Raw genomic sequence first — 22,688 nt, 5'->3', positions numbered from 1 at the left:
TAGCGGATCGCCGCAAGCGATTCAGATCAGGCAGCAATCCCGAGCCGCTCAAGGTCTGCTTTAAGCGCCTTAGCGTCGGTGAACAGCACCGCCTGCCAGCCGGCCGCCTTGGCGCCGTCGACATTCTTCTGGCTGTCGTCGATGAACAGCGTGGCGGCGGGCTCCAGGCCAAATGATGCGACGTGATGGTCGTAGATGGCCTGATCCGGCTTGATCAAGCCGATCTCGGCGGACACGGTAACGCCGCGCGGGCGGTCGAGAAAATCGAAGCGCCGGCGGGCCTCGGCAAAAGTGTCGGCGGCGAAATTGGTCAGCATGGTCACGTCCCGGCCGCCCTCGATCAGGCCGACCATGATGGCGACACTGTCCTCATAGGCATGCGGCACCATGTCATGCCAGTGGCGGCGGAAATTGCGGATGTTTTCGGCATGAGCGGGATGCTCGGCGATCAGCAGCGCTTCCGCTTCTTCCCATGTCCGTCCGCGATCCTGTTCGATGTTCCAGTCATGCGTGCAGACATTGTCGAAGAACCACTTGCGCTCCTCGGCATCCGGAATGAGGCGGCTGAACGGGATATTCGGATCGTAGTGGATCAGCACCCTGCCGATGTCGAACACGATATGGCGGATTTCGGTCATTGCGGGCCTTTCATTGTGGACGCTTCTTCGTCGCGCCCGGTATCGCCGCTTCGATTACCTTTTTCATGACGGTGGGCAGCGCTTCCCCGGAAATCTCATGGGCCAGCGACCAGAAATGCCCACCCGGCGCATCGCCTTCGATGTGGGCATGAAAGACGTCGAGTTCGAGCGCGAAATGCGTGAAGACATGGCCGATGCGCCCGGTGCGCCGCCAGGTGGCTGGCAAGGGTGCGGCATCCGCCGTCGTGGCGCCGTCGGCCCGCGCCGTCCAGGCCGTGGTCGGCACCTCCGTCATGCCGCCGAGCAGGCCCTTTTCCGGCCGCTTGCGCAACAGAATGGCGCCGTCGCCGCGCTCGGCGACAAAGGCCGCGCCCCGCCTGAGCGGCTTGTCGTCCTTGGGCAGCCGGACCGGGAAGCGTTCGGGATCACCCGCGAGTATCGCGCTGCAATCCTCGCGCACCGGGCACAGCACGCAGCGCGGCCGCTTCGGCGTGCAGATCGTCGCGCCAAGATCCATCATCGCCTGGGCGAAGTCCCCAGGCCTTTTCCGGGGCACCAGCTTCTCGACCAGCGCGCGGATTTCGGGCTTGGCCTCGCTGAGCGGCGTCTCTATCGAATAGAGCCGCGATACGACGCGCTCGACATTGCCGTCGACGACGGCGGCCGGGCGGTCGAAGGCGATCGCCGCGATCGCCGCCGCCGTATAGGCGCCGATGCCCGGCAATTCCTTCAATCCGGCGTCGGTGTCGGGAAAACGCCCGCCTTGCCGCGCCACGAGATCGGCGCAGGCCTTGAGGTTGCGTGCCCGCGAATAATAGCCGAGCCCGGCCCAGGCCTTCATGACGTCCTCGGCGGGCGCGGCAGCCAGCGCCTTGACGGTCGGCCATTTCTCGACGAAGGCCCGGAAATAGGCTTTTACCGCCTCGACCGTGGTCTGCTGCAGCATCACCTCGGAGAGCCAGATGCGATAGGGATCGGGCCTTGTCCCGCGCGCGAACGCGCCGGGCGTGACGCGCCAGGGCAGGTCGCGGTGATGCGCGTCGTACCAGGCAAGCAGGCGGGCGGCGACGCTGCTATCTCCGGATACGGCCTTCTCGGCCTTGCGGGTCTGGTCTTGCGGTGCCATTGATCGGGTGAACTGGGGATCGGAGAACGCACATGGCAGGGAAAAGGCCCTTCGGCAATCCCGTTCCGGTCAGCGATCTCGCAACCGAGATCCTCGATCCGGTGTTGAAGAAGCGCGCCGGCATCTCGATCGGGCTGGTGCAATCCTGGGAAGAGATCGCCGGACCGCGCCTGGCCAGCCACTCGCGCCCGGAGAAAATCCAGTGGCCGCGCCGCCTGCATGAGGACGATCCGTTCGAGCCCGCGACGCTGATCATCGCCTGCGAAGGCATGGCGGCGCTGCATTTGCAGCATGAGGCCGGCGAGGTCATCAACCGCGTCAACGCCTTTCTCGGCTTCAACGCCATCGGCCGCATCAAGATCTTGCAGAAGCCGGTCCTTTCGGCCAAAGCCCGGCCGAAACCGGCGCCGAGGCCGCTCAGCGAGGCCGAGAAATCGAAACTGGCGCGCACGGTCGGCAAGATCGAGGACGATGGCCTGCGCGCTTCGCTGGAGCGGCTTGGAGCGACCATCCTGGGACAAAAAAGGCCGTGAGCATGTCTTGCGAAAGTGGGCAGCGGTTTCGGGAAAAGTCATGCGCCGTGCTGCAAAATTGTCGTCAATATCGCGTATTCGTGATCGCGCCCGAAAAATTTGGCGATTGGATTGGGGACGGCGATGCCTTAATTCGCGCCAACTCTCGCCTTTTCTAGCCCTTGCATTGCAAAATCCAACCGATATCAGGTGATTCGCATGAACCGTGCCCCGTTTGGCAAAAGCTTGTCCCGCAGAAACCTTCTGACCACGCTGGCCGCCGTTCCGGCTGTGGCGTTGCTTGCCGCATGCAGCGACTCGGGCGAGGACGCAAAGGCGGCCGACGTGAAGCCCGCCAACCCGTCGACGCCGGCCAAGCCTGCGACACCGGCGGCCGCTCAGGTGCCGGAAGCGCAGGGCACGGTCGATATGGCCGAGCTGCTGAAGCCTGGCGCGCTGCCGGAAAAGCAGCTCGGCAAGGACGACGCCAAGGTCACCATCGTCGAATATGCCTCGATGACCTGCCCGCATTGCGCGCATTTCAACGAGGCAACCTTCCCTGAGTTGAAGTCGAAATACATCGACACCGGCAAGGTGCGCTACATCCTGCGCGAATTCCCCTTCGACCCGAGCGCCGAGGCCGGCTTCATGCTGGCGCGCTGCGCCAAGGACAACTACTTCGCCATGGTCGACGTGTTGTTCAAGCAGCAGCCGAGCTGGGTTGGCGTCAGCAACACCAAGGAAGCGCTGCTGCAGATCTCCAAGCTTGCCGGTTTTACACAGGAGTCCTTTGAGGCCTGCTTGACGGACCAGAAACTTCTGGACGATGTGAGAGCAGTCCAGAAACGCGGAGCGGACGAGTTCAAGGTCGACTCGACGCCGACCTTCTTCATCAACGGAAAGACCTACAAAGGGGCGATGTCGATTGAGGAAATGTCGGCCATCATCGACCCTCTGCTCTGACGTCCAGGCCGCGCCGAAGCGGCCTAGTTTCGGCGCGCTCGCCTGTATTGGGCGGCGCGAATGAAGTTTTCGCGCCTTCGCCTCCTCGGTTTCAAGTCCTTCGTCGAGCCCGGTGAGTTCGTCATCGAACGCGGGTTGACCGGCATTGTCGGGCCGAACGGCTGCGGCAAGTCGAACCTTGTCGAGGCGCTGCGCTGGGTGATGGGCGAAAGCTCCTACAAGAACATGCGCGCGTCCGGCATGGACGACGTGATCTTTTCCGGCTCCGGAGCTCGGCCGGCGCGCAACACCGCTGAAGTCACGCTCTTCCTCGACAATACCGACCGCACCGCGCCCGCCGCCTTCAACGATGCCGATGAATTGCAGGTGTCGCGCCGCATCGAGCGCGAGGCGGGCTCCCTCTATCGCATCAACGGCAAGGAAGCCCGCGCCAAGGACGTGCAGCTTCTCTTCGCCGACCAGTCGACCGGCGCGCGCTCGCCCTCGATGGTCGGCCAGGGCCGCATCGGCGAGCTGATCCAGGCGAAACCGCAGGCCCGCCGCGCCCTTCTCGAAGAAGCCGCCGGCATTTCCGGCCTGCACACGCGCCGCCATGAAGCCGAACTCCGGCTCAAGGCGGCCGAACAGAACCTCGAACGGCTGGACGACGTCGTCGGCGAGCTGGAAAGCCAGATCGACAGCCTGAAGCGCCAGGCGAGACAGGCCTCACGGTTCAAGAACCTGTCGGCCGACATCCGCAAGGCCGAGGCGACGCTGCTGCACCTGCGCTGGACGCTGGCCAAGACCCAGGAAGGCGAGGCGCGCTCGGCGCTGGCCGTCGCGACCACGCTGGTCGGTGATCGCGCCGCTGCCCAGATGGCCGCCGCCAGGGAGCAAGGCATCGCCGCGCACCGTCTGCCCGACCTGCGCGACGCGGAAGCCGCCGCGGCCGCCGCTTTTCAGCGCCTGTCGATCGCCAAGACGCAGATCGAGGAGGAAGCCGGCCGCATCCGCTCGCGCCAGGCGGAGCTGGAACGCCGCTTGCAGCAGCTCGACGCCGACATCGCCCGCGAGGAGCGGATGGTGCGCGACAACGCCGACATCCTCGAGCGTCTCCGCAATGAAGAAGCCGAGCTCAACTCGGAAAACGCCGGCGCCGCCGAGCGCGAGGCCACCACCCGCGCCGCCTTCGAGCAGGCCGGCGCGACGCTGTCGCAAAGCGAGGCAAAACTTGCCGCGCTGACCGCCGAACGCGCTGAAGCCGCCGCCTCGCGCCACCAGATCGAGCGCACGCTGCGCGAAACCGCCGAGCGCCGCGACCGCTTCGCCCGCCAGCTTGCCGAGGTCGATCGCGAACTCTCCGATATCGTCGCGCGCATTTCCGGCCTGCCCGATCCGGCGGAGAAACGGCTTCTGGTCGAGGATGCGCTGGCCCGGCTGGAGGAGAGCGAAGCCGGTGCCATTGCCGCCGAGCAAGCAGTCGCCGAGGCGCGCGCCTCCGAAAGCGCCGCTCGCCCGCCACTGCAGGACGCCAAGGCGGAATTGCAGCGCATCGAAACCGAAGCGCGCACGCTGGCCAAGATCCTCAACGCTGCGAGCGGCGACCTCTTCCCTTCGGTGCTGGAGCAAATCAGCGTCGAGCGCGGTTATGAGACCGCGCTCGGTGCGGCGCTGGGCGAGGACCTCGACGTGCCGCTCGACCGCAGCGCTCCGGTGCATTGGGGCGAAAGCGCAGTGCACCCCGGCGATGCGGCGCTGCCAGAAGGCGTGAAGAGCCTTGCGAGCGTGGTGCGCGCGCCGGCGCAGCTTGCGCGCCGCCTGGCGCAGATCGGCATCGTCGATGCCGCCGACGGCCGCCGGCTTCAAGCGTTGTTGGCACCTGGCCAGCGGCTGGTCAGCCGCGACGGCGCGCTCTGGCGCTGGGACGGCCTCACGGCCAGCGCCGACGCGCCGACCGCCGCCGCGCAGCGGCTGGCGCAGAAGAACCGCCTGGCCGAGCTCGACGCCGAGGCGGTGCAGGCAACCCGCGTCGTGCGCGAAGCAGAAGAAGCATTGGCGCGGGCCGAGCAGGCGATGCGCCAGGCGAGCGAGGCCGAGCGCAACGCGCGTCAGTCCGGCCGCGATGCCCAGCATGGGCTGGACGCCGCGCGCAACGCGCTGGCCGAGGCGGAGAAGGCCGGCGGCGAGCTGGCAAGCCGGCGCGCTGCCCTGGACGAAGCCCGCGCCCGGATCGTCGACAGCCATGAGGAAACGCAAGCCGCTTTCCTCGAGGCCGAGGCGATGCTCAAGGACGCACCCGATCTCGGCGACCTGCAGCTCCAGCTCGAACAGGCGTCCGCCAATGTCGCGCGCGACCGCGCCACGCTCGCCGACGCGCGCGCCGTGCATGAGGGCCTGCGGCGCGAGGCCGAGGCGCGCATACGCCGGCTCGACGCGATCGGCGCCGAGCGCAAGAACTGGCTGGAGCGCGCCGAGAATGCCTCGACGCAGATCGCCGCCCTCGGCGAGCGCAAGGCCGAAGCCGAAGCCGAGCGCGAGAGGCTGGCCGACGCGCCTGACGAGATCGACGCCAAGCGTCGCGCGCTGCTGACGCAGCTCTCCGAGGCCGAGGCGCTGCGCCAGGCTGCGGGCGACCGGCTGCAGGAGGCCGAGACCAAGCAGGCTGAGCTCGACAAGGCGGCGACCGCCGCCATCCAGTCGCTTGCCGAAGCGCGCGAAACCCGCGTCCGCGCCGAGGAGCGGCTGACGGCGGCCGACGAGCGGCGCGCCGAGGTCGAGGCGCGCATCCAGGAAGCGCTGAACACACCGCCGCATCTCGTCATCAAGCATACCGGGCTCGAAGTCGACGATCCGATGCCTGACATGGCCGAGATCGAGCGCCAGCTCGACCGGCTGAAGATCGAACGCGAGCGGCTCGGCGCCGTCAATCTGCGCGCCGAGGAAGAGCAGCGGGAGCTGTCCGAGCGCCTGGAGACCATTGTTTCCGAACGCGAGGACATCATCGAGGCGATCCGCAAGCTGCGCCAGGCGATCCAGAGCCTCAACCGCGAAGGCCGCGAGCGGCTGCTTTCGGCCTTCGAGGTGGTGAACGGCCATTTCCAGCGGCTGTTCTCGCATCTGTTCGGCGGCGGCACGGCCGAGCTGCAGTTGATCGAGTCGGAAGATCCGCTGGAGGCCGGGCTCGAAATCCTCGCCCGCCCGCCGGGCAAGAAGCCGCAGACCATGACGCTGCTTTCCGGCGGCGAGCAGGCGCTGACCGCCATGTCGCTGATCTTTGCCGTGTTCCTCACCAATCCGGCGCCGATCTGCGTGCTCGACGAGGTCGACGCGCCGCTCGACGACCACAATGTCGAGCGCTTCTGCAACCTGATGGACGAGATGTCGAAGACCACCGAGACGCGCTTCGTCATCATTACCCACAACCCGATCACCATGGCGCGCATGGACCGGCTGTTCGGCGTCACCATGGCCGAGCAGGGCGTCAGCCAGCTGGTCTCGGTCGACCTGCAGGCGGCCGAAGCGATGCGCGAGGCGAGCTGAGGCGGCTCGGCGCTGGTGAGGCGATTGTCCCGGACAGCGGAAGGTTGTTGCCGAATTGTGCGGCATCGCTGCCCCGGACTTGAGCTTTGGTCAGATCGATCCTAAGCCAACTAAAGTTCATGCGAGACTTCCTCGCGTGCCGGGGTGGATCTGCCCATCAGCTTCCCTTGGCGGCTCCATTCGCTGAGTTCGACATCGAAGCAGGTGCCGCCGCCAGGCCTGGAAACGCAGCGGACATCGCCGTTGTGGCGCTTCGCAATCTGCCTGACAAGAGCCAGTCCAAGGCCAACGCCGCCTTCCCGTTCGCGTGTCCCTACCGGGCGATAAAATGGCTCGAAAATCCGCTCGCGCTCTTCCGGGGCGACACCCGGACCTCGGTCGCACACCGATAGCGTGACGGCATCGCTCTGGCTGCGCGTCAACCACACCTCTATCGCGTTGCCGCCACCATAACGATGGGCATTGTCGAGGAGATTGCGGACAAGCCGACGCAGAAGCCGTGGCTCGCCGAGGACCGTGACTGGTTCCCCTTCGAGGGAAGCACCGTTCGCCGCGCACTCCTCGGCGGTGATTGCCAACAGATCGACCGGGTGCAGGTCAGTTGCCAATTCGAGCGTTTCAAGACGGCTGGCCAGTAGAATCTCACCGACAAGACTATCCAGTTCCGCAATGTTGCTTTCGAACTCCTGCTGCAGCCTTTTGTCCGCATGTGGTTGCAGCATCTCAACACCCATTCGCAAGCGCGCAAGTGGAGAGCGCAACTCATGCGATGCGTTGGCGAGAAGTGTTTTGTGGGCGGAGAGCAACTCCGCGATTCGCTCCGCCATCTGGTTAAAACTGCCAGCGAGCGCCGCGACTTCGTCCTTGCCGGTAGCCTCCACACGCCGCGACAGGTCTCCCGCCCCGACGCCGTCGACCGCCTTCTTAAGTCCTTCCAGCCGTCGTGTCAGGCGGCGAGTCACGGGGTAAGCGCCTATCCCAACAGCTACGAGTGTGGCCCCGAGTAGCAGGAAGACATGAGGGATCGGCTCATCATAGTCGACGGGACGGCGGATGACGAGCACGCGCCCGTCCGGGAGTGCGAGTGTCCAAACCCACCCGTCGAGTGTGGGCCGTTCCGTAAAGCCCTCACTCGTTGGGCGCCCCGGCGGTGGAAGCGGTGCGCCCACCGAAGCGACGGACACGCCGTCCGGCGAAAAAACAGCTATATCGGAGCCTTCAAGCCGCAGCTGGAGTTGAAGGAGCGTGGCGGTGAGAGCCGAGGGCGTGGCGGTGTCGGCCGACAATGCGACTTCGGCCAATGCGGTACTGATCCCGACCCGGCTTCCGGGCTGAATCTCGCCCAGAACGTAACGCCACAGCACTCCGACGAGCACGGCGAATACGCAAAGGCTCAGCAGTAGGGCGGCGTAGATGTGTTGATAAAGGCGCCTCATTCAACCTTCTCCGGGCGGTCATGGTGGCGGGCGAAGAGATACCCCACCCCTCGAATGGTAAGGATTTGTCTTGGCCGGCGGGGGTCTCTCTCGATCGCAGCGCGGATGCGGGAGATGTGGACATCAATGCTGCGGTCGAACGGCTCGAACGGCTCGCCCTTGACCAGATCCATGATTTGATCACGCGACAGGACGCGGCCGGCGTGCCGGGCGAGAGCAACCAGCAGATCGAATTGAAAGCTGGTGAGGCTTTGCTCAACGCCGTCCAAGCGGAGTTGTCGCGCCTCAGGGTCGATTTCAAGCGGGCCGAAGCACAAGAGGTCCTGGTGTTTCGGGCCCGCGTTGCGCCGCCGGAGAATGGCGCGTAAGCGGGCAACCAGTTCACGAGGACTGAAGGGTTTCGGAAGGTAGTCATCCGCTCCGAGTTCCAGACCCACCACGCGGTCCGTCTCGTCACCCCGCGCGGTGAGCATGAGGATCGCAACATCGGAGCTCATACGGACCCGTCTGCAGACTTCCAATCCGTCGATGCCCGGAAGCATCAGATCGAGAACGATCGCCGACACACCTCCTCGCGCGAGGCGAACGAGGCCCTCCTCTCCAGTTGGCGAATGTTCGACAGCAAAACCCGTCTGGCGCAGAAAGTCTGAGACCATTCCAGCAAGCCTACGGTCATCTTCGATCAGCAGTACGAGATCAGACATGGCCGCCTGGCGCTCCAAATAAATCCCTGGGCTGCTGTGACGACTCGTATCCTGGGATAGCCGGGTTGTGCTCATACGGTCGCCGCTCGGTTCGCGTGGCGGCGCATTCCACACCTGGTTCCGAAATTGAGCGAGGGCGCGGCGCCAAGCTTCGCCAAGATAGCCAATGCGTCGCGCCAAGGGCACTGTCGAAAAGGTCTCGCTCACGCCGAAAGAGGAACCTAGCGAGGTCATGGATTCCATAGCTGATGAAGAACGCCGCGAAGACGTCGATTGAGTAGTGGAGATGGCCAAGAAGCACGGCCGCGCCGAAGAGCGCTGTCGCTGCCAAGAAGGTCAACCGCAGCCTCGGCTCCTTCCAGAACATCAAGGCGAGAAGGAATGGTGAACCTGTGTGGCCTGAGAAAAAGAAATCGCCGCCAAATGTGAACGACTGCATAAGTCCGTTCAGGTCGAACTTGCTCCTGGTTGGAAAGGGGCCCAAATGGGTCAGGATGATGAATCCCGATCTCACGAGAATGAATAGAGCCAGGCCTTTGAACACAAACGGAATGCGCTCAGGCCACACAATGAGAAGGACGCTGACGAACAGCCACAGGAGAAGCGGACCCTCGACGAAGACGAAATCAACGTTAACGACCGGGACGTTGTCCAGAATGATGTCCGTTACAGGATTGCTGATACTCTCGGTCGCAAAGTTTCCGGCGTAGAAATTCGAAACGATGCTCAGCACCAGCAAGGCTGTGCTGACACCGATATCGTATAGAAGGCGCCTACCGAGCGGGGGGGCAAGCTTGGCGTCTGGATAAGGTTGGACGCTTGTCATGGAGCGGGCTTTTGTGGATGGTCTCGAAAGTCGAGCCAGGTTTCGGTGAACGGCTTTTTCAGGAAGGTCGCCCAGAAAAAGTTCATCGCGTAGCGCAGCCCGATGCGTGCCACGCCTTCGCCAACCAGCCGCCGTCCGGAGGATAGCGCCGGCAGCGAAAATGTGAAATCGACGTCCCCAACTTTGGAGAGACGGCGCGCCAGCTCGGTGTCTTCGCCATAAAATGCAAAGTGCGGATTGAAGCCACCGATCCGCACCAAGGCGTCGCGCCTGGCGACAAAGTTACCTCCTTGCATCATCGACCCGACGCGAAGAACGTAGCGGTTGAGAAGATAACAGATATACCCTCCGCAATAGAACGCGCGTACAAGCGCACGTGTGGGCTTCGGCAGATCATAGTAGATGAGAGGTCCGCTCGTGGCGACGAGTTGTGGATTGGCCGCAAATGCTCGCAGGACCTTGTCTATCCATCCCTCCGTAATGATCGTATCGGCGTCGACATTGGCGATCAGATCGCCTGTTGCGACATGATAGCCCGCGGATCGAGCGCGAACGAGACCTTTGACGGGTTCATCGATGACGACGACGCCAGGATACGTTTCGGCCGTGCGCCGCGTCTGGTCCGTGCTCGCGTTGTTCACGACAATGACTTCGGCGGTGCACAGCGATCGCTTGATCTCAGCGATGATGGCTTCCAGTGTTCGTGGGAGATATGCTTCTTCGTTATAGGCCGGTACGACAAAGCTGATCTTGATACCGTCTTTCATCGCTTGGTTTCCGATCGATCAAGAGTTGATAGTGATGCTCCCATTGGTCCGCGATCCGCTCAGTTGCGAATTGCTTCACGTAGGAAGCGCCACCGAAGCCGAGCTGTGACTGCAGTTCCGGATTGCTGAGCAAATCCGCAAGACGATCCGACAACGCTGCGGCATCGGACGCTTCCACCAGGAAGCCGCGGTCAATTCCGATATATTCCGGAAGAGCCCTCGCATTCGCGCCGATCACAGGGATGCCGCACGCCATAGCCTGAAGCATGGCCATCCCTTGCGTCTCGGACGTACTCATGGTCACAAAGGCATCGGACGCCTGGAACAGTTCCGCGAGGCTTGATTTCGGCAGCGTCCCAACGAAGCGCACGCTTGGTTCGAGGCTAAGCTGTTGTGCGAGGGCGCGAAGGTGACGCTCCTGACTGCCATGGCCGGCAACGACGAGTTCGGCAGACGGTATTCGCTGCTTCAGCAAAGCAAGCGCGTGGAGAATAGGATCGATATTCTTCTCTGAACCGAGCCTGCCAGCATAAACGATCGTAGGGCCCGGGAGGCGCAGCTCTGTTTTGAGCCTGCACTTCAGTGCTGGGGAGACAGGTCGGAAAACCTCCGTTGCGATGGGGTTGGAAACGACCTCAAGCGGGCGGCGGAGCCTGTCCTGACCCAGCTCGTTGAAAACGGATCGCGATGGCGCGGTAACAAAACTGCAGCGATTGTAATACCAAAGAACATAGGCAGCCGCGGCATCCATCCCGAACGGCAGATACGAACCAAACGCCCTGATGGCCGTATGATTTGTTCCGGCAATCGGAATTCCCAGCCTTCTGCCAGCCAGAAGAGCGTTCAGTCCTACACCAAAGAAACTCTGGGAGTGGATGACGTCGGGCCGTGACGCGATCGGCAGATGCAACCACGAAGCCGGCGTTGGAAAGACCGCCCGCGATTGCTTTGTCGAGGTTGGAAATGGCAGCGAGTGCAAGCGATGGATGCTGATGTTGGGGCCTAGATTCAACTCAACCGGAACTGCGTTGATGCGTTCGAATTCCCGATGGCCGTAGCGCGGCACGTAGAAGTCGACAACATGCCCCCGTTGTCCGAGCGCTTTCGCCAAAGCCTCAATCGAGTCCTGAATCCCGCCGATCTCGGGATAGAAATTGTCAGAAAAGATGGCGATGCGCATGGCGTTGTCTTGTCGCTTGCTATTTGGACAGGAGAAAATAAAGCGCGATCACACCCGCGATCAGCAAAACAATGTAGTAATAGGTCATGCTCTGACCGATGGCAGTATATCCAGAGTGGAACGCGTAACCGACACAAAGGAGAGCAAGCGATTTGGGAAGAGTGGCTAGAAAATTGACTGTTAAGAATCGCCCAAACGTCATCCGGGCGATGCCCGCAGCAATCAAGACGGGTGCGCCAACCGCGTGCGTGAGCTTGCCAGCCACGAGAACCCGGTCGGCCTTGTGGAGAAACTGCTCCTGAAGGGCGGCCGCTCGCGTGAGCGAGCCCTGGCTCGCCCACCTTGTAACCATTCGAGTTCCACCCCATCGCCCAAGCGCGTAGAGAGCCGAATCCCCTAGCAAATCGCCCGCCACGACGATCGCCAGCACAGACCAGAATTCGAGTTGACCGGCAGCTACCAAGACCCCGCAGGCGATGGTCACAAGCGGCCCTTCAGCGATCGCGAGCGGCATAAGAACCGCATACGGATGGACTGACAGGAGGCCGAGGATTTCGCTTGTGCTGAAGACCATTGCCCGAGACCACCGCCACCTTGGGCGCGGGCTCCGACAGCGTCCGCGGACGTCGCCCGCGGCGTTCGCGCTACGTTCTCAGGCTACGCCATGGCTGTTTCTGGATTCCGGTGTCAAAGTAAAGTTTTGTAAAGTCTGTACCAAAAGCTGTTCGCAGCCAACACTGTGCTGTTCCAATGAACGGATAGGGAGTGACGGCTGGATGTGGCGCTTAGCGAAATCGCCGGTTGAGTCCATCCTGAAGGCAATCCAGCGAAATCCGGAACTTCAGCGCTATATCGCGTCGCACCCCAGCTTTTGGGGCTGGCTTGCCAAGCGATTTAACCGTTCCGAGCCGTTTGGGCTGCGGTTGACCGTTGGCGCAGCGCTGGCGTCCGCCTTCCTGTTGTTTTTCCTCTCGGTTGTTCAGGATTTGATCGCCAAGGAAGCTGTCGTTCTCGCCGATTTGCGTCTGCTATCCCTGGTTCAAATGTATCGCACGCCCGGCTTGACCAGGGTCATGCTCTTCCTGACCTATTTGGGGAACTGGCAGGTCGTCACCGCAGGCGCCAGCTTGTTGGTGCTCTATCTTGCGCTCTCGCGCCGATGGCTTTGGATCCTGGCGCTGCTCATCTCGATCGGCGGCGGTGAGATACTCGTACAATTGGGAAAGGCGGGCTTTGCCCGCCCCCGCCCTAATCTCATCAATGCATTGATCCCGGCTCATGGCTCGAGCTTTCCGAGCGGTCACGCCTTCGTGGCGATATGTTTTTACGGCTTAGTCGGGTGGTTCGCGCTCGATTGGGTGGATACCTGGAAAGCGAAGGCCGCAATTGCAGTGGTAACGGTAGCCACCGTGCTGGCCATCGGCCTTTCGCGGATTTATCTAGGGGTCCATTGGACATCTGACGTGATAGCGAGTTTGGGCCTCGGCGCGGCCTGGCTCACTCTGACGATCACCTTTTTCAGCGTTGCGAGAGCATCTGCCGCCGGCACCGTTTCGCGACCCATAGGTGGATGGTCCGGACCAGCGGCGGCAGCTCTCTTTATAGCCTGGGCAGGTATTGTAAGCGCATTCAACTACACGCACCCGTTTGTTGAACAAAGCCCGCCCAGGAACGCGGCGATCGACCTACCCGAAAAAGACTTCACGGCGGCGATGTTCGCCTTGGCTCCGCGCTTCAGCGAAGACTTAACCGGCAAGCCGATGGAGCCAATCAACGTCATTCTGGTAGGAAGCGAGGCTGACCTGGCGAGAGCCTTTGCCGAAGTGGGATGGGAACCGACCGACATGATTTCGATCGGAAGCGGCTGGCGCTTGCTTGTCGCGGAGTTACGCAACCAGCCATCTCCACGCGCACCTGGGCTTCCGACGTTCTGGCGGGGACAACCCAATCAACGGGGATTCCAACGTGTGGATCTAGGCGGCTCGCCACGAGAGCGACACCACCTTCATTTGTGGGACACTGACTTTCGGGTTTCTGGTGATTCAGTTTGGCTCGGCACCGTTCATTTCGACAGAGAAGCCAAGACTAAAAGCGGAAGGGGTCTGCTGATCCATCAGGTGGACCCGGACATAGACAAAGAACGGGATGCATTGCGCGCCGTCCTCCTTGGGTCGAAATGCGTCGGGAAGATCGATGAGGCGGTCGTTACTGAGCCGATGACGGGCAAAAATGAAATAGGCAATCCATTTTTTACCGATGGCAAGGCGATTGTCGTCTTTCTGAAGTGCCGGGAGAGTTAGCCGCCACCAGACGGCCAACACGAGAACCGAGGAGAACAGCGGCCAAAACACCGCCCGTATCCGATAACGCAAGGGAGGTATCGCTTCGACGGTTTCACCGTCCATCGCAATACGCACAAACCCCTGCTTGGCGCCGCCGCCGTTCGCGCCTCTAAGGTTACGCAGCGGCTGTTTCCGGCTTTCGGTATCTAGGTAAAGTTTTGTAAAGTCCGAACTGGGGACGCTTTTCTGCCTATCAAAAACAGATCCGGTCGCTCATAAACGTCTCCTCGATGTCGACCCGCACCGGAGACCGCTTTGGATTACATCAACGCAATCGTCCTTGGCGTCATCGAGGGGATCACCGAGTTTCTGCCGATCTCCAGCACCGGTCACCTTCTCGTCGCCGAGCACTGGCTTGGAGAACGTTCGGATACCTTCAACATTGTCATCCAGGCGGGTGCGATTTTGGCCGTCACGATCATCTACTGGCCGCGCCTCGTGTCGCTGGTTGTCGGCTGGCGACAGCCAGAAAACCGAGCATATGCCGGTAAGCTTATTGCTGCTTTCCTGATTACCGCCGTTCTCGGGTTCATCGCCAAGAAACTCGGCTTTGCCCTGTCGGACAATTTGACGCCGATTGCCTGGGCGTTGATCATCGGCGGCCTCTGGATAATCGCTGCGGAGTGGATTGCGGCGCGGCAGCGCGACCGCACCGAAGTAAGCTGGACCGTCGCCATTGTGGTCGGATTGGCCCAGATCGTTGCCGGCATCTTCCCCGGCACCTCGCGTTCGGCCGCGAGCATCTTTGCCGCGATGCTGGCTGGCACCAGCAATCGCGCCGCCGCAACAGAATTTGCCTTTCTCGTTGGCATTCCGACCATGTATGCAGCCAGCGCCTACCAGCTCTACAGCGAATTCAAGCGGGGAGGCGGGCATGAGGATTGGTCCGCTCTTGGCATCGCGTTTGTCGTCTCCACCGTCACAGCCTTCATCGCTGTCAAATGGCTCCTCGGCTATATCCAATCCCACCGGTTCACTGCGTTCGCAATTTACCGCATCATATTCGGCATGGCACTGTTGGGAGCGGCGGCCCTTGGCTGGGTCTCTTGATCAGGGAGCCGATGTCATCGCGTTCATAGGTCTATGCCAGCGGGTTCCATTGTCCACGCCCGCGGTGTCCAGCCCAGCTCACGGCGCATCCAGCGCGCCATGTGCGACTGGTGCGAGAAGCCCGCGGCGAGCGCCACTTCGGCAGCGCTCATCCTGCCCTGTGAGAGAAGGAGCTGTGCGCGCTCGACGCGCCGGCGCACCACATAGCGGTGGACGGTCATGCCCGTGGACTGCTTGAACCGGTAGCGCAGATGGGAGCTGCTCGCGCCAGCCACACGGGCCAGCACCTCGATCGTCAAAGGCTGGTCGATATGGGCCTCGACGAAATCGTACAGACGCCGCAACTGGGCTTCCGAAAGACCTCTTCCGGAGCTCGTCGCGATTTCCGTCAATCCCACCAATTGCGTGGCCAGCGCGACGCCGACTGTATCGGCATAGAGCGAGCCGCCGGGCGCGCCCGCCAGCCTCTCGCTCTCCAGCGCCCGCGCGAGGTGGACGATGCGCTCGTTTTTGAGGACGTGGCGCATTTCGAGCCGTGATCGCCGGCCGCGCCCCATTTCGAGCGCCGCGCGTTCCAGGACATGCGGCGAAAGCCGGATCTCCAGCGCCTCGCAGGCTGTCTCTGCCTCATAGCCGCCCTCTTCGCCGGCAGGGACAAGGTCGATGTCGCCCACCTGCCGGAGATGACGCGTTCCCGTCATCGTGCAGATGGACCAGGTCGCCTGGCTGGCGTGTACGACAATGCGATGGTCCTCGACAGGCGACAGCAGGATCGGCCCGGCCGCGTCTTGCCTTGGCGAGATGCTGACACCTACCGATGGCCAGATCGGCGCTGTGAAGCCATGCATGGGGCACTCCGAATTTGAGGCAGAACGTGCTCAAAGATCGGCGCTTCCTGCGCGACTTTCAACGGCATGCGAACAGAGATTGCCTCTCCATGTTCATCATCGAATGAGGCTTCGAATGTCTGTGTTTGTTGTGGTCGGCGCCGGCCCGGTCGGCCGTGAGACGGCGCGTCTTCTTGCTGCCGACGGTCACGAGGTCCGGCTGGTCAGCCGAAGCGGGACGGCGCCGGGCGGAGCCGTTGTCGGCGTGGCGCTCGATGCGCGCGACGCAGACGGTCTCGCTCGCGCGGGCGTCGGCGCAGAAGCGATCTTCATGTGCGCCATGCCGCTCTACACAAGATGGCCGACGGATTTCCCGCCGATCATGGATGGCGTGGCCGAGGCGGCGGAAAAGCTGCAGGCGCGCCTGATTGTGCTCGGCAACGTCTATGGCTATGGCGGCGGGGCAAAGTCTCCTTTGACGTCCACCGCTCCGCTGGCTCCGACAAGCGTGAAGGGCCGCGTCAGGACTGCCATGTGGGAGCGAGCGCTCTCCGCAAATGTTCCGGCGCTTGAGGTCCGCGCCAGCGATTACCTCGGCGAGGGCGCCGGTTCCCTGTTCACGCTGATGACGCTTCCATCACTGCTCGCCGGCGGGCCTGCCATGGTATCGGGCGATCTCGATGCCCTGCACGCATGGACCTTCACCAAGGATGTGGCTCGAACCCTGGTCGCCGCCTCACGCTATCGGGGCGAATGGGGGCGCGCTTTTCTTGTGCCGTCGCAACACGCCTCGGTGCGCAACCTGGCGGGCCGCTTTGCCGAAATTGCCGGCGCGCCCAACCCCGAATTGCTAGCGCTCAGCGCAGAAGATCTGGAAGCGCTGGGACGCGAAGACAAGGTCATGCGGGAGCTGCCGGAAATGACCTACCTTTACCGACAGCCTTGCATCATCGATGCTTCCGACACCGAGCACCTGCTCGGTGTCTCGGCAAGCAGCCTCGATATGATGGTAGCCGATACCTTGCGGAAAGATTGAACGCGGCCTTCAAGGAAATTTGGCTGGGGCGCCAGGATTCGAACCTGGGAATGTCGGTACCAAAAACCGATGCCTTACCACTTGGCGACGCCCCAGCAGGCGGGCCGTGCCCGCTGCGCGCGGCCTTATAGGACGAGCCGGTGGAAAGCTCAATGGTTGGACCGCCAGCATCCAAGGTAATCTTGCCGCACGTCTGACGCTCCTCGAATTGCCGCGTTTTCGCGGAATCCAAAGGCAAGATAAACCCGGCAGCGGCCGGTTCGCGGGCTACTCGCCCCAGACGGCGAGCTCGTTGCCGGCCGGGTCGGTGAAATGGAACCGCCTGCCGCCGGGGAAGGAAAAGATCGGCTTGACGATCGCGCCGCCGGCATTCTCGATCGCTTCAAGCGTCTCCTCCAGGTTTTCGGAGTAGAGCACGGGCAGCGGTCTGGCGGACGCTTCGCCGGCATCGGCCTGGAAGCCGCCGTCGAGCCCTTCGGCAAAAGCGGAATAGGTTGGCCCGTAGTCGGTGAACGACCAGGAAAACGCCGCGCTGTAGAAGGATTTGACGCTATCCAGCGTGCCGCCGGTGGCCGGCAGCTCCAGATAGTCGAGTTTCCCATTGAGTTTCATCCGCGCTACTCCACTTCGTTCTTGTTATGTTCTATATCGCGACGCCGATACCGGCAAGTCTTTTTGACGCAGCTTTTGCTTAATCGATTGTAGCGGCGGCGCTTGCTTTGCCGACACCTTGCCTTTCGCACTGCAGCATCCTATCGCTCGGATCGGAAGGGCGGGGAACCGGGCCTTGGTCCGGGTGTTGTCTATCTTCCAAGGACCTGGAGGGCGAGCATGACCAAGTGGGTTTATACCTTCGGCGACGGCGCCGCCGAAGGCCGTGCCGGCGACCGCAACCTTCTCGGCGGCAAAGGCGCGAACCTGGCCGAGATGTGCAGCCTCGGCCTGCCGGTGCCGCCGGGCTTCACCATCACCACCGAAGTCTGCAACGCCTATTACGCTAATGGCCGCAGCTATCCGGCGGCACTCGAGGCGGATGTCCTGTCGGCGCTCGACCATATCGGCAGCCTCACCGACCGTCGTTTCGGCGACCCGTCCAAGCTGCTCCTGGTCTCGGTGCGCTCCGGCGCCCGCGCCTCGATGCCCGGCATGATGGACACCGTGCTCAATCTCGGCCTCAACGACGACACCGTCGAGGCGCTGGCGAGCGACTCTGGCGATGCCCGCTTTGCCTATGACAGTTACCGCCGCTTCATCCAGATGTATTCCGATGTCGTCATGGGCCTCGACCATGAGGTTTTCGAGGAAATCCTCGAGGACCGGAAGGCGAGCCTCGGCCATGAGCTCGACACCGAACTTTCGGCCATCGAATGGCAGGACGTGATCGCGCTCTACAAGGCCAAGGTCGAGGAAGAGCTAGGCAAGCCGTTCCCGCAGGACCCGCGCGAGCAGCTCTGGGGCGCGATCGGCGCGGTGTTCTCGAGCTGGATGAACAATCGCGCCATCACTTACCGTCGCCTGCACGATATCCCGGAAAGCTGGGGCACCGCGGTCAATGTCCAGGCCATGGTGTTCGGCAATATGGGCGATACCTCCGCCACCGGTGTCGCCTTCACCCGCAATCCCTCGACCGGCGAGAAGCAGCTCTACGGTGAATTCCTCGTCAACGCGCAGGGCGAGGACGTGGTGGCGGGCATCCGCACGCCGCAGAACATCACCGAGGTGGCGCGCATCAACGCCGGCTCCGACAAGCCGTCGCTGCAGAAGCTGATGCCGGACGCCTTCCAGGCTTTCGTCGACATCTCCGACCGGCTGGAAAAGCACTACCGCGACATGCAGGACCTCGAATTCACCATCGAGCGCGGCAAATTGTGGATGCTGCAGACCCGGTCCGGCAAGCGCACCGCCAAGGCGGCGCTGAAGATTGCCGTCGAGATGGCCAAGGACGGACTGATCACCAAAGAGGAGGCGGTCGCCCGCATCGATCCCGCCTCGCTCGACCAGCTGCTGCACCCGACCATCGATCCGAAGGCCGCGCGTGATGTCATAGGCATGGGCTTGCCGGCATCGCCGGGGGCCGCAACCGGCGAGATCGTCTTCTCCTCCGGCGATGCCGAAGACGCCAAGGCGCAAGGGCGTAAAGTCATCCTTGTGCGCATCGAGACCAGTCCAGAGGACATTCACGGCATGCATGCGGCGGAAGGCATCCTCACCACGCGCGGCGGCATGACCAGCCATGCGGCGGTAGTCGCGCGCGGCATGGGCAAGCCCTGCGTGTCGGGCGCTGGCTCGCTGCGCGTCGACTACAAGGCCGGCACGCTGATCTCGATGGGCCAGACCTTCCGCAAGGGCGACATCATCACCATCGACGGCGGCAACGGCCAGGTGCTGAAGGGCGCGGTCGCCATGCTGCAGCCGGAACTGTCGGGCGACTTCGCCGCCATCATGGAATGGGCCGACGCGGCGCGGCGCATGAAGGTGCGCACCAACGCCGAAACGCCGCTCGACGCGCGCATGGCGCGCTCCTTCGGCGCCGAAGGCATCGGCCTTTGTCGCACCGAGCACATGTTCTTCGAGGGCGACCGCATCGTCGCCATGCGCGAGATGATCCTGGCCGACACCGAGAAGGACCGGCGCTCGGCGCTCGACAAACTCTTGCCGATGCAGCGCTCGGATTTCCTCGAACTGTTCGAGATCATGGCCGGCCTGCCGGTGACGATCCGCCTGCTCGACCCGCCGCTGCATGAGTTCCTGCCCAAGACCGAGGCTGAGTTGGCCGAGGTCGCCGCCGCCATGAATGTTTCGGCCGACAAACTCAGGCAGCGCACCGAGGCGCTGCATGAGTTCAACCCGATGCTCGGGCATCGCGGCTGCCGGCTCGCGGTCTCCTATCCGGAGATCGCCGAGATGCAGGCGCGCGCCATTTTCGAGGCGGCCGTCGAGGCCGGCCGCAAGGCCGGCGCGCTTGTCGTGCCCGAAATCATGGTGCCGCTGGTCGGCCTGGTGAAGGAACTGCAATACGTCAAGGCGCGCATCGATGCGGTCGCGCAAAGTGTCATGCAGGAGACCGGCACCAAGATCGACTATCTCACAGGTACGATGATTGAGCTCCCTCGCGCGGCGATCCGCGCTCATATCATTGCCGAGGCGGCGGAATTCTTCTCCTTCGGCACCAATGACCTGACGCAGACGACCTTTGGCATCTCGCGCGACGACGCGGCCTCCTTCCTGGAAACCTACCGGCAGAAGGGTATCATCGAACAGGATCCGTTCGTGTCGCTCGATGTCGACGGCGTCGGCGAGCTGGTGCGGATCGCGGCGGAAAAGGGCAAGGCGACGCGGCCCGGGATCAAGCTCGGCATCTGCGGCGAACATGGCGGCGACCCGGCATCGATCCGCTTTTGCGAGGAGGTCGGCCTCGACTATGTGTCGTGCTCGCCCTACCGGGTGCCGATCGCGCGGCTCGCCGCCGCACAGGCGGCCGTGCAGGCTGAGAAGGGAAAGGCAAAGCGCGCCTGACAGGCGCGCCGCCACCTTACGATTTTGTATGGAAACTCACGCGAACGTGCGCGTGAAGGTTCCGAATCCCGACATCGTTTCCAAGCAGTTTCTGGTTCCGAATTGCTCGGTGCCAGAAACAGATGTTGCAGATTTCCCCCACCTCTTTCCGGTCGATCCTGATCCTGCAGACCAAGTTCGTCGGCGACATCGTGCTTGCCTCGGCATTGGCCAAGAACCTGCAGCTCGAATACCCAGGCGTCAGGATCGTCTTCCTCAGCGAGGCCCGCTTCGCCGGTTTCCTAACCGCGCACGGCATCGCGGCCGAAGTCGTCACCTTCCGCCGTGCCATGATGCGCGGCACGCCGCTGCAGCGCGGGCGCGAGTTGCTTCAGATGGCGCGCGAATTGCGGCAACAGCGCTTCGACATGGCCATCGACATAACGGACTCGAAAACCTCGCGGATCCTTTCCGGCCTGGTCGATGCTCCGGTTCGGCTGGGTTACCACCCGACGGAACGGCGCATGCGCTGGTATGAACGCCAGCCTGCCAATGTCAGGATGAGGCCCTTCGCTTTCGGCGAGCGGCACTATCTCCACCGTTATCTGTCGCCGCTCGAGGCGCTTGGCGTGGACCTGCGGGTCAGGGCGCCAACCATCCGCCCGCTGCCCCTCGAAACGACGCGGGTCCTCGCTTTGCTGGGCAAATATCGTCTGCGGCCCCATGGCTTCGCCGCGGTGCATGCCGGAGCAAGCTTCCCCGGGCGCCGCTGGCAGCCCGAGCGCTTTGCCGCCGCGATCGACCGGATATCGACGGAAACCGGTCTGGATGTCGTTCTGGTCGGCGGCCCCGACGAAAACGAGGCGACGGACAAGATCATGGCGGCCGCGAAAACGCAGGTCGTCAATCTGGTCGGCGCGCTTCCGCTCGAAACGCTGCTGGCGCTGTTCAAGGAGGCCAGGCTGTTCGTCGGCAATGAGAGCGGTCCGATGCATATGGCGGCGGCGGCCGGTACTGCCGTCGTCGGCCTGTTCGGCCTGACCGACCCGGTTCAGTGGGGACCTGTCGGCGTTCCCAGCATCTCGTTGCGGCCGTCGATGCCTTGCGATTGCGTCGGCGGCGAGCTGTGCCGCCGGACCGATCCGAGCAAGGCATGCTGTGTCTGGCGCCTGGACGTGGATACCGTCGTCGACGCGGTGCGGGAACTTCTGGCGCGGACCGAGATGGCGCTCGAGCAGGCGGTCTGATGCATCGCAGCGACATGCATGAAAACAACCGGTCCACGCAAATTGTCGCGTTGGTTGCTTTTCGGATGCGGGCCGTCCCGATTTTCGCCTAGATGCGGGTCTTGTTGACGCCAGCTTGCGTCGAACGGCAGGGCATGTCGAGCTTGGAAAGAATGACGGGTCTGCTTCAAAAATCTGTTTGCGCGTTCGTCTTGTCGGTCGCGCTGGCCTCGGCCGGCAACGCCGCGACGTTGGTCGAGCCGACACTGCATCTGAAGCCGCAGGGCGGCGGCGGGCGCGTAGCCCTCACGCTGGACGCCTGTGGCGGGAAGACCGATACACGCATTCTTTCGGCGCTGGTCGAGAACAGGATTCCTGCGACCATCTTCGTCACCGGCATCTGGCTGAGGCGCAACGCCGCCGCCGTCGAGATCATGCGGGCGCATCCGGACCTGTTCGAACTGGAAAACCACGGCGGCCGCCATATCCCGGCGGTCGACACGCCGCGCAAGATCTACGGCATCAGCAGCGCCGGCAGCCCCGATGCCGTCCAGGCCGAGGTCGAGTCCGGCGCCGCAGCGCTCGCCAGCGCCGGCGGCCCGGCGTCGAAATGGTTTCGCGGCGCCACCGCCGAATACAGCCCGTCGGCGATCGCGATGATCCGCAAGCTGGGCTTCAAGATCGCCGGCTTCTCCGTCAACGGCGACGGCGGCTCGCTGCTCGGCGCCAGGGAAACCGCCCGGCGCATCGCCGCCGCCAAGGATGGCGACGTCATCATCGCCCACATCAACCAGCCGACCCATGCCGCGGGCGAGGGCGTTGTCCAGGGTCTGCTTGCCCTGAAGCAGAAGGGCATGACCTTCGTTCGCCTGGACGATGCCGAGGACGTGGGCAACGACGGCACCACCGACTAGTTCGTCGGCGCGGGGCCGGGAATCGCAGCACTCAGCAAAACTCGGAGATTGGCCGAGGCGCGCCCATCACTTCGTCATCCTATGGCGGAGCAAGGAGCTTCGCTCCTGCTTCGCCCTGGAATGACGA

General features: G+C 63.1%; 19 protein-coding genes and 1 tRNA gene. 9 read left to right on the top strand and 11 right to left on the bottom strand.

Annotated elements, in window-relative coordinates:
• Window positions 1-26: 26 nt before the first annotated feature.
• Both AC4FWB_RS05115 and mutY read right to left on the bottom strand, forming a co-directional pair.
• Complete coding sequence (locus tag AC4FWB_RS05115) at window positions 27-638, bottom strand: HAD family hydrolase (RefSeq protein WP_491024707.1); 612 nt, start codon at window positions 636-638, stop codon at window positions 27-29.
• A 10-nt stretch (window positions 639-648) separates the two neighbouring features.
• A complete protein-coding gene (gene mutY / locus AC4FWB_RS05110; protein WP_491024706.1) occupies window positions 649-1,764 on the bottom strand; it encodes an A/G-specific adenine glycosylase in 1,116 nt (371 codons plus the stop codon).
• Window positions 1,765-1,796: 32 nt separating this feature from the next.
• Here mutY and AC4FWB_RS05105 point away from each other — a divergent pair, with 32 nt between their 5' ends.
• The 3 genes from AC4FWB_RS05105 to smc all read left to right on the top strand — a co-directional run bounded on the left by AC4FWB_RS05105 (window position 1,797) and on the right by smc (window position 6,758).
• Window positions 1,797-2,297, top strand: coding sequence for a DUF721 domain-containing protein (locus AC4FWB_RS05105; RefSeq protein WP_292366845.1), 501 nt, complete (start codon window positions 1,797-1,799; stop codon window positions 2,295-2,297).
• A gap of 198 nt (window positions 2,298-2,495) precedes the next feature.
• Window positions 2,496-3,239 (top strand): DsbA family protein, encoded by a 744-nt coding sequence (locus AC4FWB_RS05100; RefSeq protein ID WP_491024705.1) that lies wholly within the window; start codon window positions 2,496-2,498, stop codon window positions 3,237-3,239.
• A gap of 60 nt (window positions 3,240-3,299) precedes the next feature.
• A complete protein-coding gene (gene smc / locus AC4FWB_RS05095; RefSeq protein ID WP_491024704.1) occupies window positions 3,300-6,758 on the top strand; it encodes a chromosome segregation protein SMC in 3,459 nt (1,152 codons plus the stop codon).
• 110 nt (window positions 6,759-6,868) lie between these two features.
• On the opposite strand, the gene AC4FWB_RS05090 is transcribed toward smc, so the two are convergent.
• The 6 genes from AC4FWB_RS05090 to AC4FWB_RS05065 all read right to left on the bottom strand — a co-directional run bounded on the left by AC4FWB_RS05090 (window position 6,869) and on the right by AC4FWB_RS05065 (window position 12,245).
• Window positions 6,869-8,194, bottom strand: coding sequence for an ATP-binding protein (locus AC4FWB_RS05090; protein ID WP_491024703.1), 1,326 nt, complete (start codon window positions 8,192-8,194; stop codon window positions 6,869-6,871).
• On the bottom strand, window positions 8,191-8,898 hold the full coding sequence (locus tag AC4FWB_RS05085; protein WP_491024702.1) for a response regulator: 708 nt from the start codon (window positions 8,896-8,898) through the stop codon (window positions 8,191-8,193). Before AC4FWB_RS05085 ends, AC4FWB_RS05090 begins: the two co-directional genes overlap by 4 nt.
• Window positions 8,891-9,631 carry a phosphatase PAP2-related protein gene (locus AC4FWB_RS05080; RefSeq protein WP_491024853.1) on the bottom strand — a complete coding sequence of 247 codons (741 nt, stop codon included), beginning with the start codon at window positions 9,629-9,631 and terminating at the stop codon, window positions 8,891-8,893. Before AC4FWB_RS05080 ends, AC4FWB_RS05085 begins: the two co-directional genes overlap by 8 nt.
• Before the next feature lie 89 nt (window positions 9,632-9,720).
• Complete coding sequence (locus AC4FWB_RS05075) at window positions 9,721-10,491, bottom strand: glycosyltransferase family 2 protein (RefSeq protein WP_491024701.1); 771 nt, start codon at window positions 10,489-10,491, stop codon at window positions 9,721-9,723.
• Window positions 10,448-11,671, bottom strand: a complete 1,224-nt coding sequence (locus AC4FWB_RS05070) for a glycosyltransferase (protein ID WP_491024700.1) — start codon at window positions 11,669-11,671, stop codon at window positions 10,448-10,450. The genes AC4FWB_RS05075 and AC4FWB_RS05070 overlap by 44 nt, the downstream gene beginning before the upstream one ends.
• 19 nt (window positions 11,672-11,690) lie before the next feature.
• Window positions 11,691-12,245: a DedA family protein gene (locus AC4FWB_RS05065; protein ID WP_491024699.1), complete on the bottom strand. Its 555-nt coding sequence runs from the start codon at window positions 12,243-12,245 to the stop codon at window positions 11,691-11,693.
• Between the two features lie 202 nt (window positions 12,246-12,447).
• Here AC4FWB_RS05065 and AC4FWB_RS05060 point away from each other — a divergent pair, with 202 nt between their 5' ends.
• Complete coding sequence (locus tag AC4FWB_RS05060; protein ID WP_491024698.1) at window positions 12,448-13,971, top strand: LssY C-terminal domain-containing protein; 1,524 nt, start codon at window positions 12,448-12,450, stop codon at window positions 13,969-13,971.
• A 297-nt stretch (window positions 13,972-14,268) separates the two neighbouring features.
• Complete coding sequence (locus tag AC4FWB_RS05055; RefSeq protein ID WP_491024697.1) at window positions 14,269-15,063, top strand: undecaprenyl-diphosphate phosphatase; 795 nt, start codon at window positions 14,269-14,271, stop codon at window positions 15,061-15,063.
• A gap of 23 nt (window positions 15,064-15,086) precedes the next feature.
• On the opposite strand, the gene AC4FWB_RS05050 is transcribed toward AC4FWB_RS05055, so the two are convergent.
• The gene (locus tag AC4FWB_RS05050) at window positions 15,087-15,911 is read right to left on the bottom strand and encodes a helix-turn-helix domain-containing protein (RefSeq protein WP_491024696.1); all 825 of its coding nucleotides are present in this window, start codon (window positions 15,909-15,911) and stop codon (window positions 15,087-15,089) included.
• Between the two features lie 115 nt (window positions 15,912-16,026).
• On the opposite strand from AC4FWB_RS05050, the gene AC4FWB_RS05045 reads away from it, so the two are divergent.
• Window positions 16,027-16,926 carry an NAD-dependent epimerase/dehydratase family protein gene (locus AC4FWB_RS05045; protein ID WP_491024695.1) on the top strand — a complete coding sequence of 300 codons (900 nt, stop codon included), beginning with the start codon at window positions 16,027-16,029 and terminating at the stop codon, window positions 16,924-16,926.
• Window positions 16,927-16,946: 20 nt separating this feature from the next.
• On the opposite strand, the gene AC4FWB_RS05040 is transcribed toward AC4FWB_RS05045, so the two are convergent.
• Together AC4FWB_RS05040 and AC4FWB_RS05035 are read right to left on the bottom strand one after the other, a co-directional pair.
• Window positions 16,947-17,021, bottom strand: a tRNA-Gln gene (locus tag AC4FWB_RS05040).
• A 172-nt stretch (window positions 17,022-17,193) separates the two neighbouring features.
• Entirely contained in the window at window positions 17,194-17,538 is a 345-nt protein-coding gene (locus tag AC4FWB_RS05035) for a VOC family protein (RefSeq protein WP_491024694.1), read from the bottom strand.
• Between the two features lie 219 nt (window positions 17,539-17,757).
• On the opposite strand from AC4FWB_RS05035, the gene ppdK reads away from it, so the two are divergent.
• The 3 genes from ppdK (at window position 17,758) to AC4FWB_RS05020 (ending at window position 22,561) form a co-directional block, all read left to right on the top strand.
• Window positions 17,758-20,442, top strand: coding sequence for a pyruvate, phosphate dikinase (gene ppdK / locus AC4FWB_RS05030; protein ID WP_491024693.1), 2,685 nt, complete (start codon window positions 17,758-17,760; stop codon window positions 20,440-20,442).
• Window positions 20,443-20,564: 122 nt separating this feature from the next.
• Window positions 20,565-21,668 (top strand): glycosyltransferase family 9 protein, encoded by a 1,104-nt coding sequence (locus AC4FWB_RS05025; protein ID WP_491024692.1) that lies wholly within the window; start codon window positions 20,565-20,567, stop codon window positions 21,666-21,668.
• Between the two features lie 152 nt (window positions 21,669-21,820).
• Entirely contained in the window at window positions 21,821-22,561 is a 741-nt protein-coding gene (locus AC4FWB_RS05020) for a polysaccharide deacetylase family protein (protein WP_491024691.1), read from the top strand.
• Window positions 22,562-22,688: the final 127 nt, after the last annotated feature.

It is taken from the genome of Mesorhizobium sp. LEGMi-168a (assembly GCF_058312955.1).
This window is presented reverse-complemented; position numbering and strand designations above follow the sequence as displayed.

What these genes read in the sequence shown, in the direction of transcription:
- AC4FWB_RS05115 (WP_491024707.1), bottom strand. Translation starts at nt 638, where the DNA reads ATGACCGAAATCCGCCATATCGTGTTCGACATCGGCAGGGTGCTGATC.
- mutY (WP_491024706.1), bottom strand. Translation starts at nt 1,764, where the DNA reads ATGGCACCGCAAGACCAGACCCGCAAGGCCGAGAAGGCCGTATCCGGA.
- AC4FWB_RS05105 (WP_292366845.1), top strand. Translation starts at nt 1,797, where the DNA reads ATGGCAGGGAAAAGGCCCTTCGGCAATCCCGTTCCGGTCAGCGATCTC.
- AC4FWB_RS05100 (WP_491024705.1), top strand. Translation starts at nt 2,496, where the DNA reads ATGAACCGTGCCCCGTTTGGCAAAAGCTTGTCCCGCAGAAACCTTCTG.
- smc (WP_491024704.1), top strand. Translation starts at nt 3,300, where the DNA reads ATGAAGTTTTCGCGCCTTCGCCTCCTCGGTTTCAAGTCCTTCGTCGAG.
- AC4FWB_RS05090 (WP_491024703.1), bottom strand. Translation starts at nt 8,194, where the DNA reads ATGAGGCGCCTTTATCAACACATCTACGCCGCCCTACTGCTGAGCCTT.
- AC4FWB_RS05085 (WP_491024702.1), bottom strand. Translation starts at nt 8,898, where the DNA reads ATGTCTGATCTCGTACTGCTGATCGAAGATGACCGTAGGCTTGCTGGA.
- AC4FWB_RS05075 (WP_491024701.1), bottom strand. Translation starts at nt 10,491, where the DNA reads ATGAAAGACGGTATCAAGATCAGCTTTGTCGTACCGGCCTATAACGAA.
- AC4FWB_RS05070 (WP_491024700.1), bottom strand. Translation starts at nt 11,671, where the DNA reads ATGCGCATCGCCATCTTTTCTGACAATTTCTATCCCGAGATCGGCGGG.
- AC4FWB_RS05065 (WP_491024699.1), bottom strand. Translation starts at nt 12,245, where the DNA reads ATGGTCTTCAGCACAAGCGAAATCCTCGGCCTCCTGTCAGTCCATCCG.
- AC4FWB_RS05060 (WP_491024698.1), top strand. Translation starts at nt 12,448, where the DNA reads ATGTGGCGCTTAGCGAAATCGCCGGTTGAGTCCATCCTGAAGGCAATC.
- AC4FWB_RS05050 (WP_491024696.1), bottom strand. Translation starts at nt 15,911, where the DNA reads ATGCATGGCTTCACAGCGCCGATCTGGCCATCGGTAGGTGTCAGCATC.
- AC4FWB_RS05045 (WP_491024695.1), top strand. Translation starts at nt 16,027, where the DNA reads ATGTCTGTGTTTGTTGTGGTCGGCGCCGGCCCGGTCGGCCGTGAGACG.
- AC4FWB_RS05035 (WP_491024694.1), bottom strand. Translation starts at nt 17,538, where the DNA reads ATGAAACTCAATGGGAAACTCGACTATCTGGAGCTGCCGGCCACCGGC.
- ppdK (WP_491024693.1), top strand. Translation starts at nt 17,758, where the DNA reads ATGACCAAGTGGGTTTATACCTTCGGCGACGGCGCCGCCGAAGGCCGT.
- AC4FWB_RS05025 (WP_491024692.1), top strand. Translation starts at nt 20,565, where the DNA reads ATGTTGCAGATTTCCCCCACCTCTTTCCGGTCGATCCTGATCCTGCAG.
- AC4FWB_RS05020 (WP_491024691.1), top strand. Translation starts at nt 21,821, where the DNA reads ATGACGGGTCTGCTTCAAAAATCTGTTTGCGCGTTCGTCTTGTCGGTC.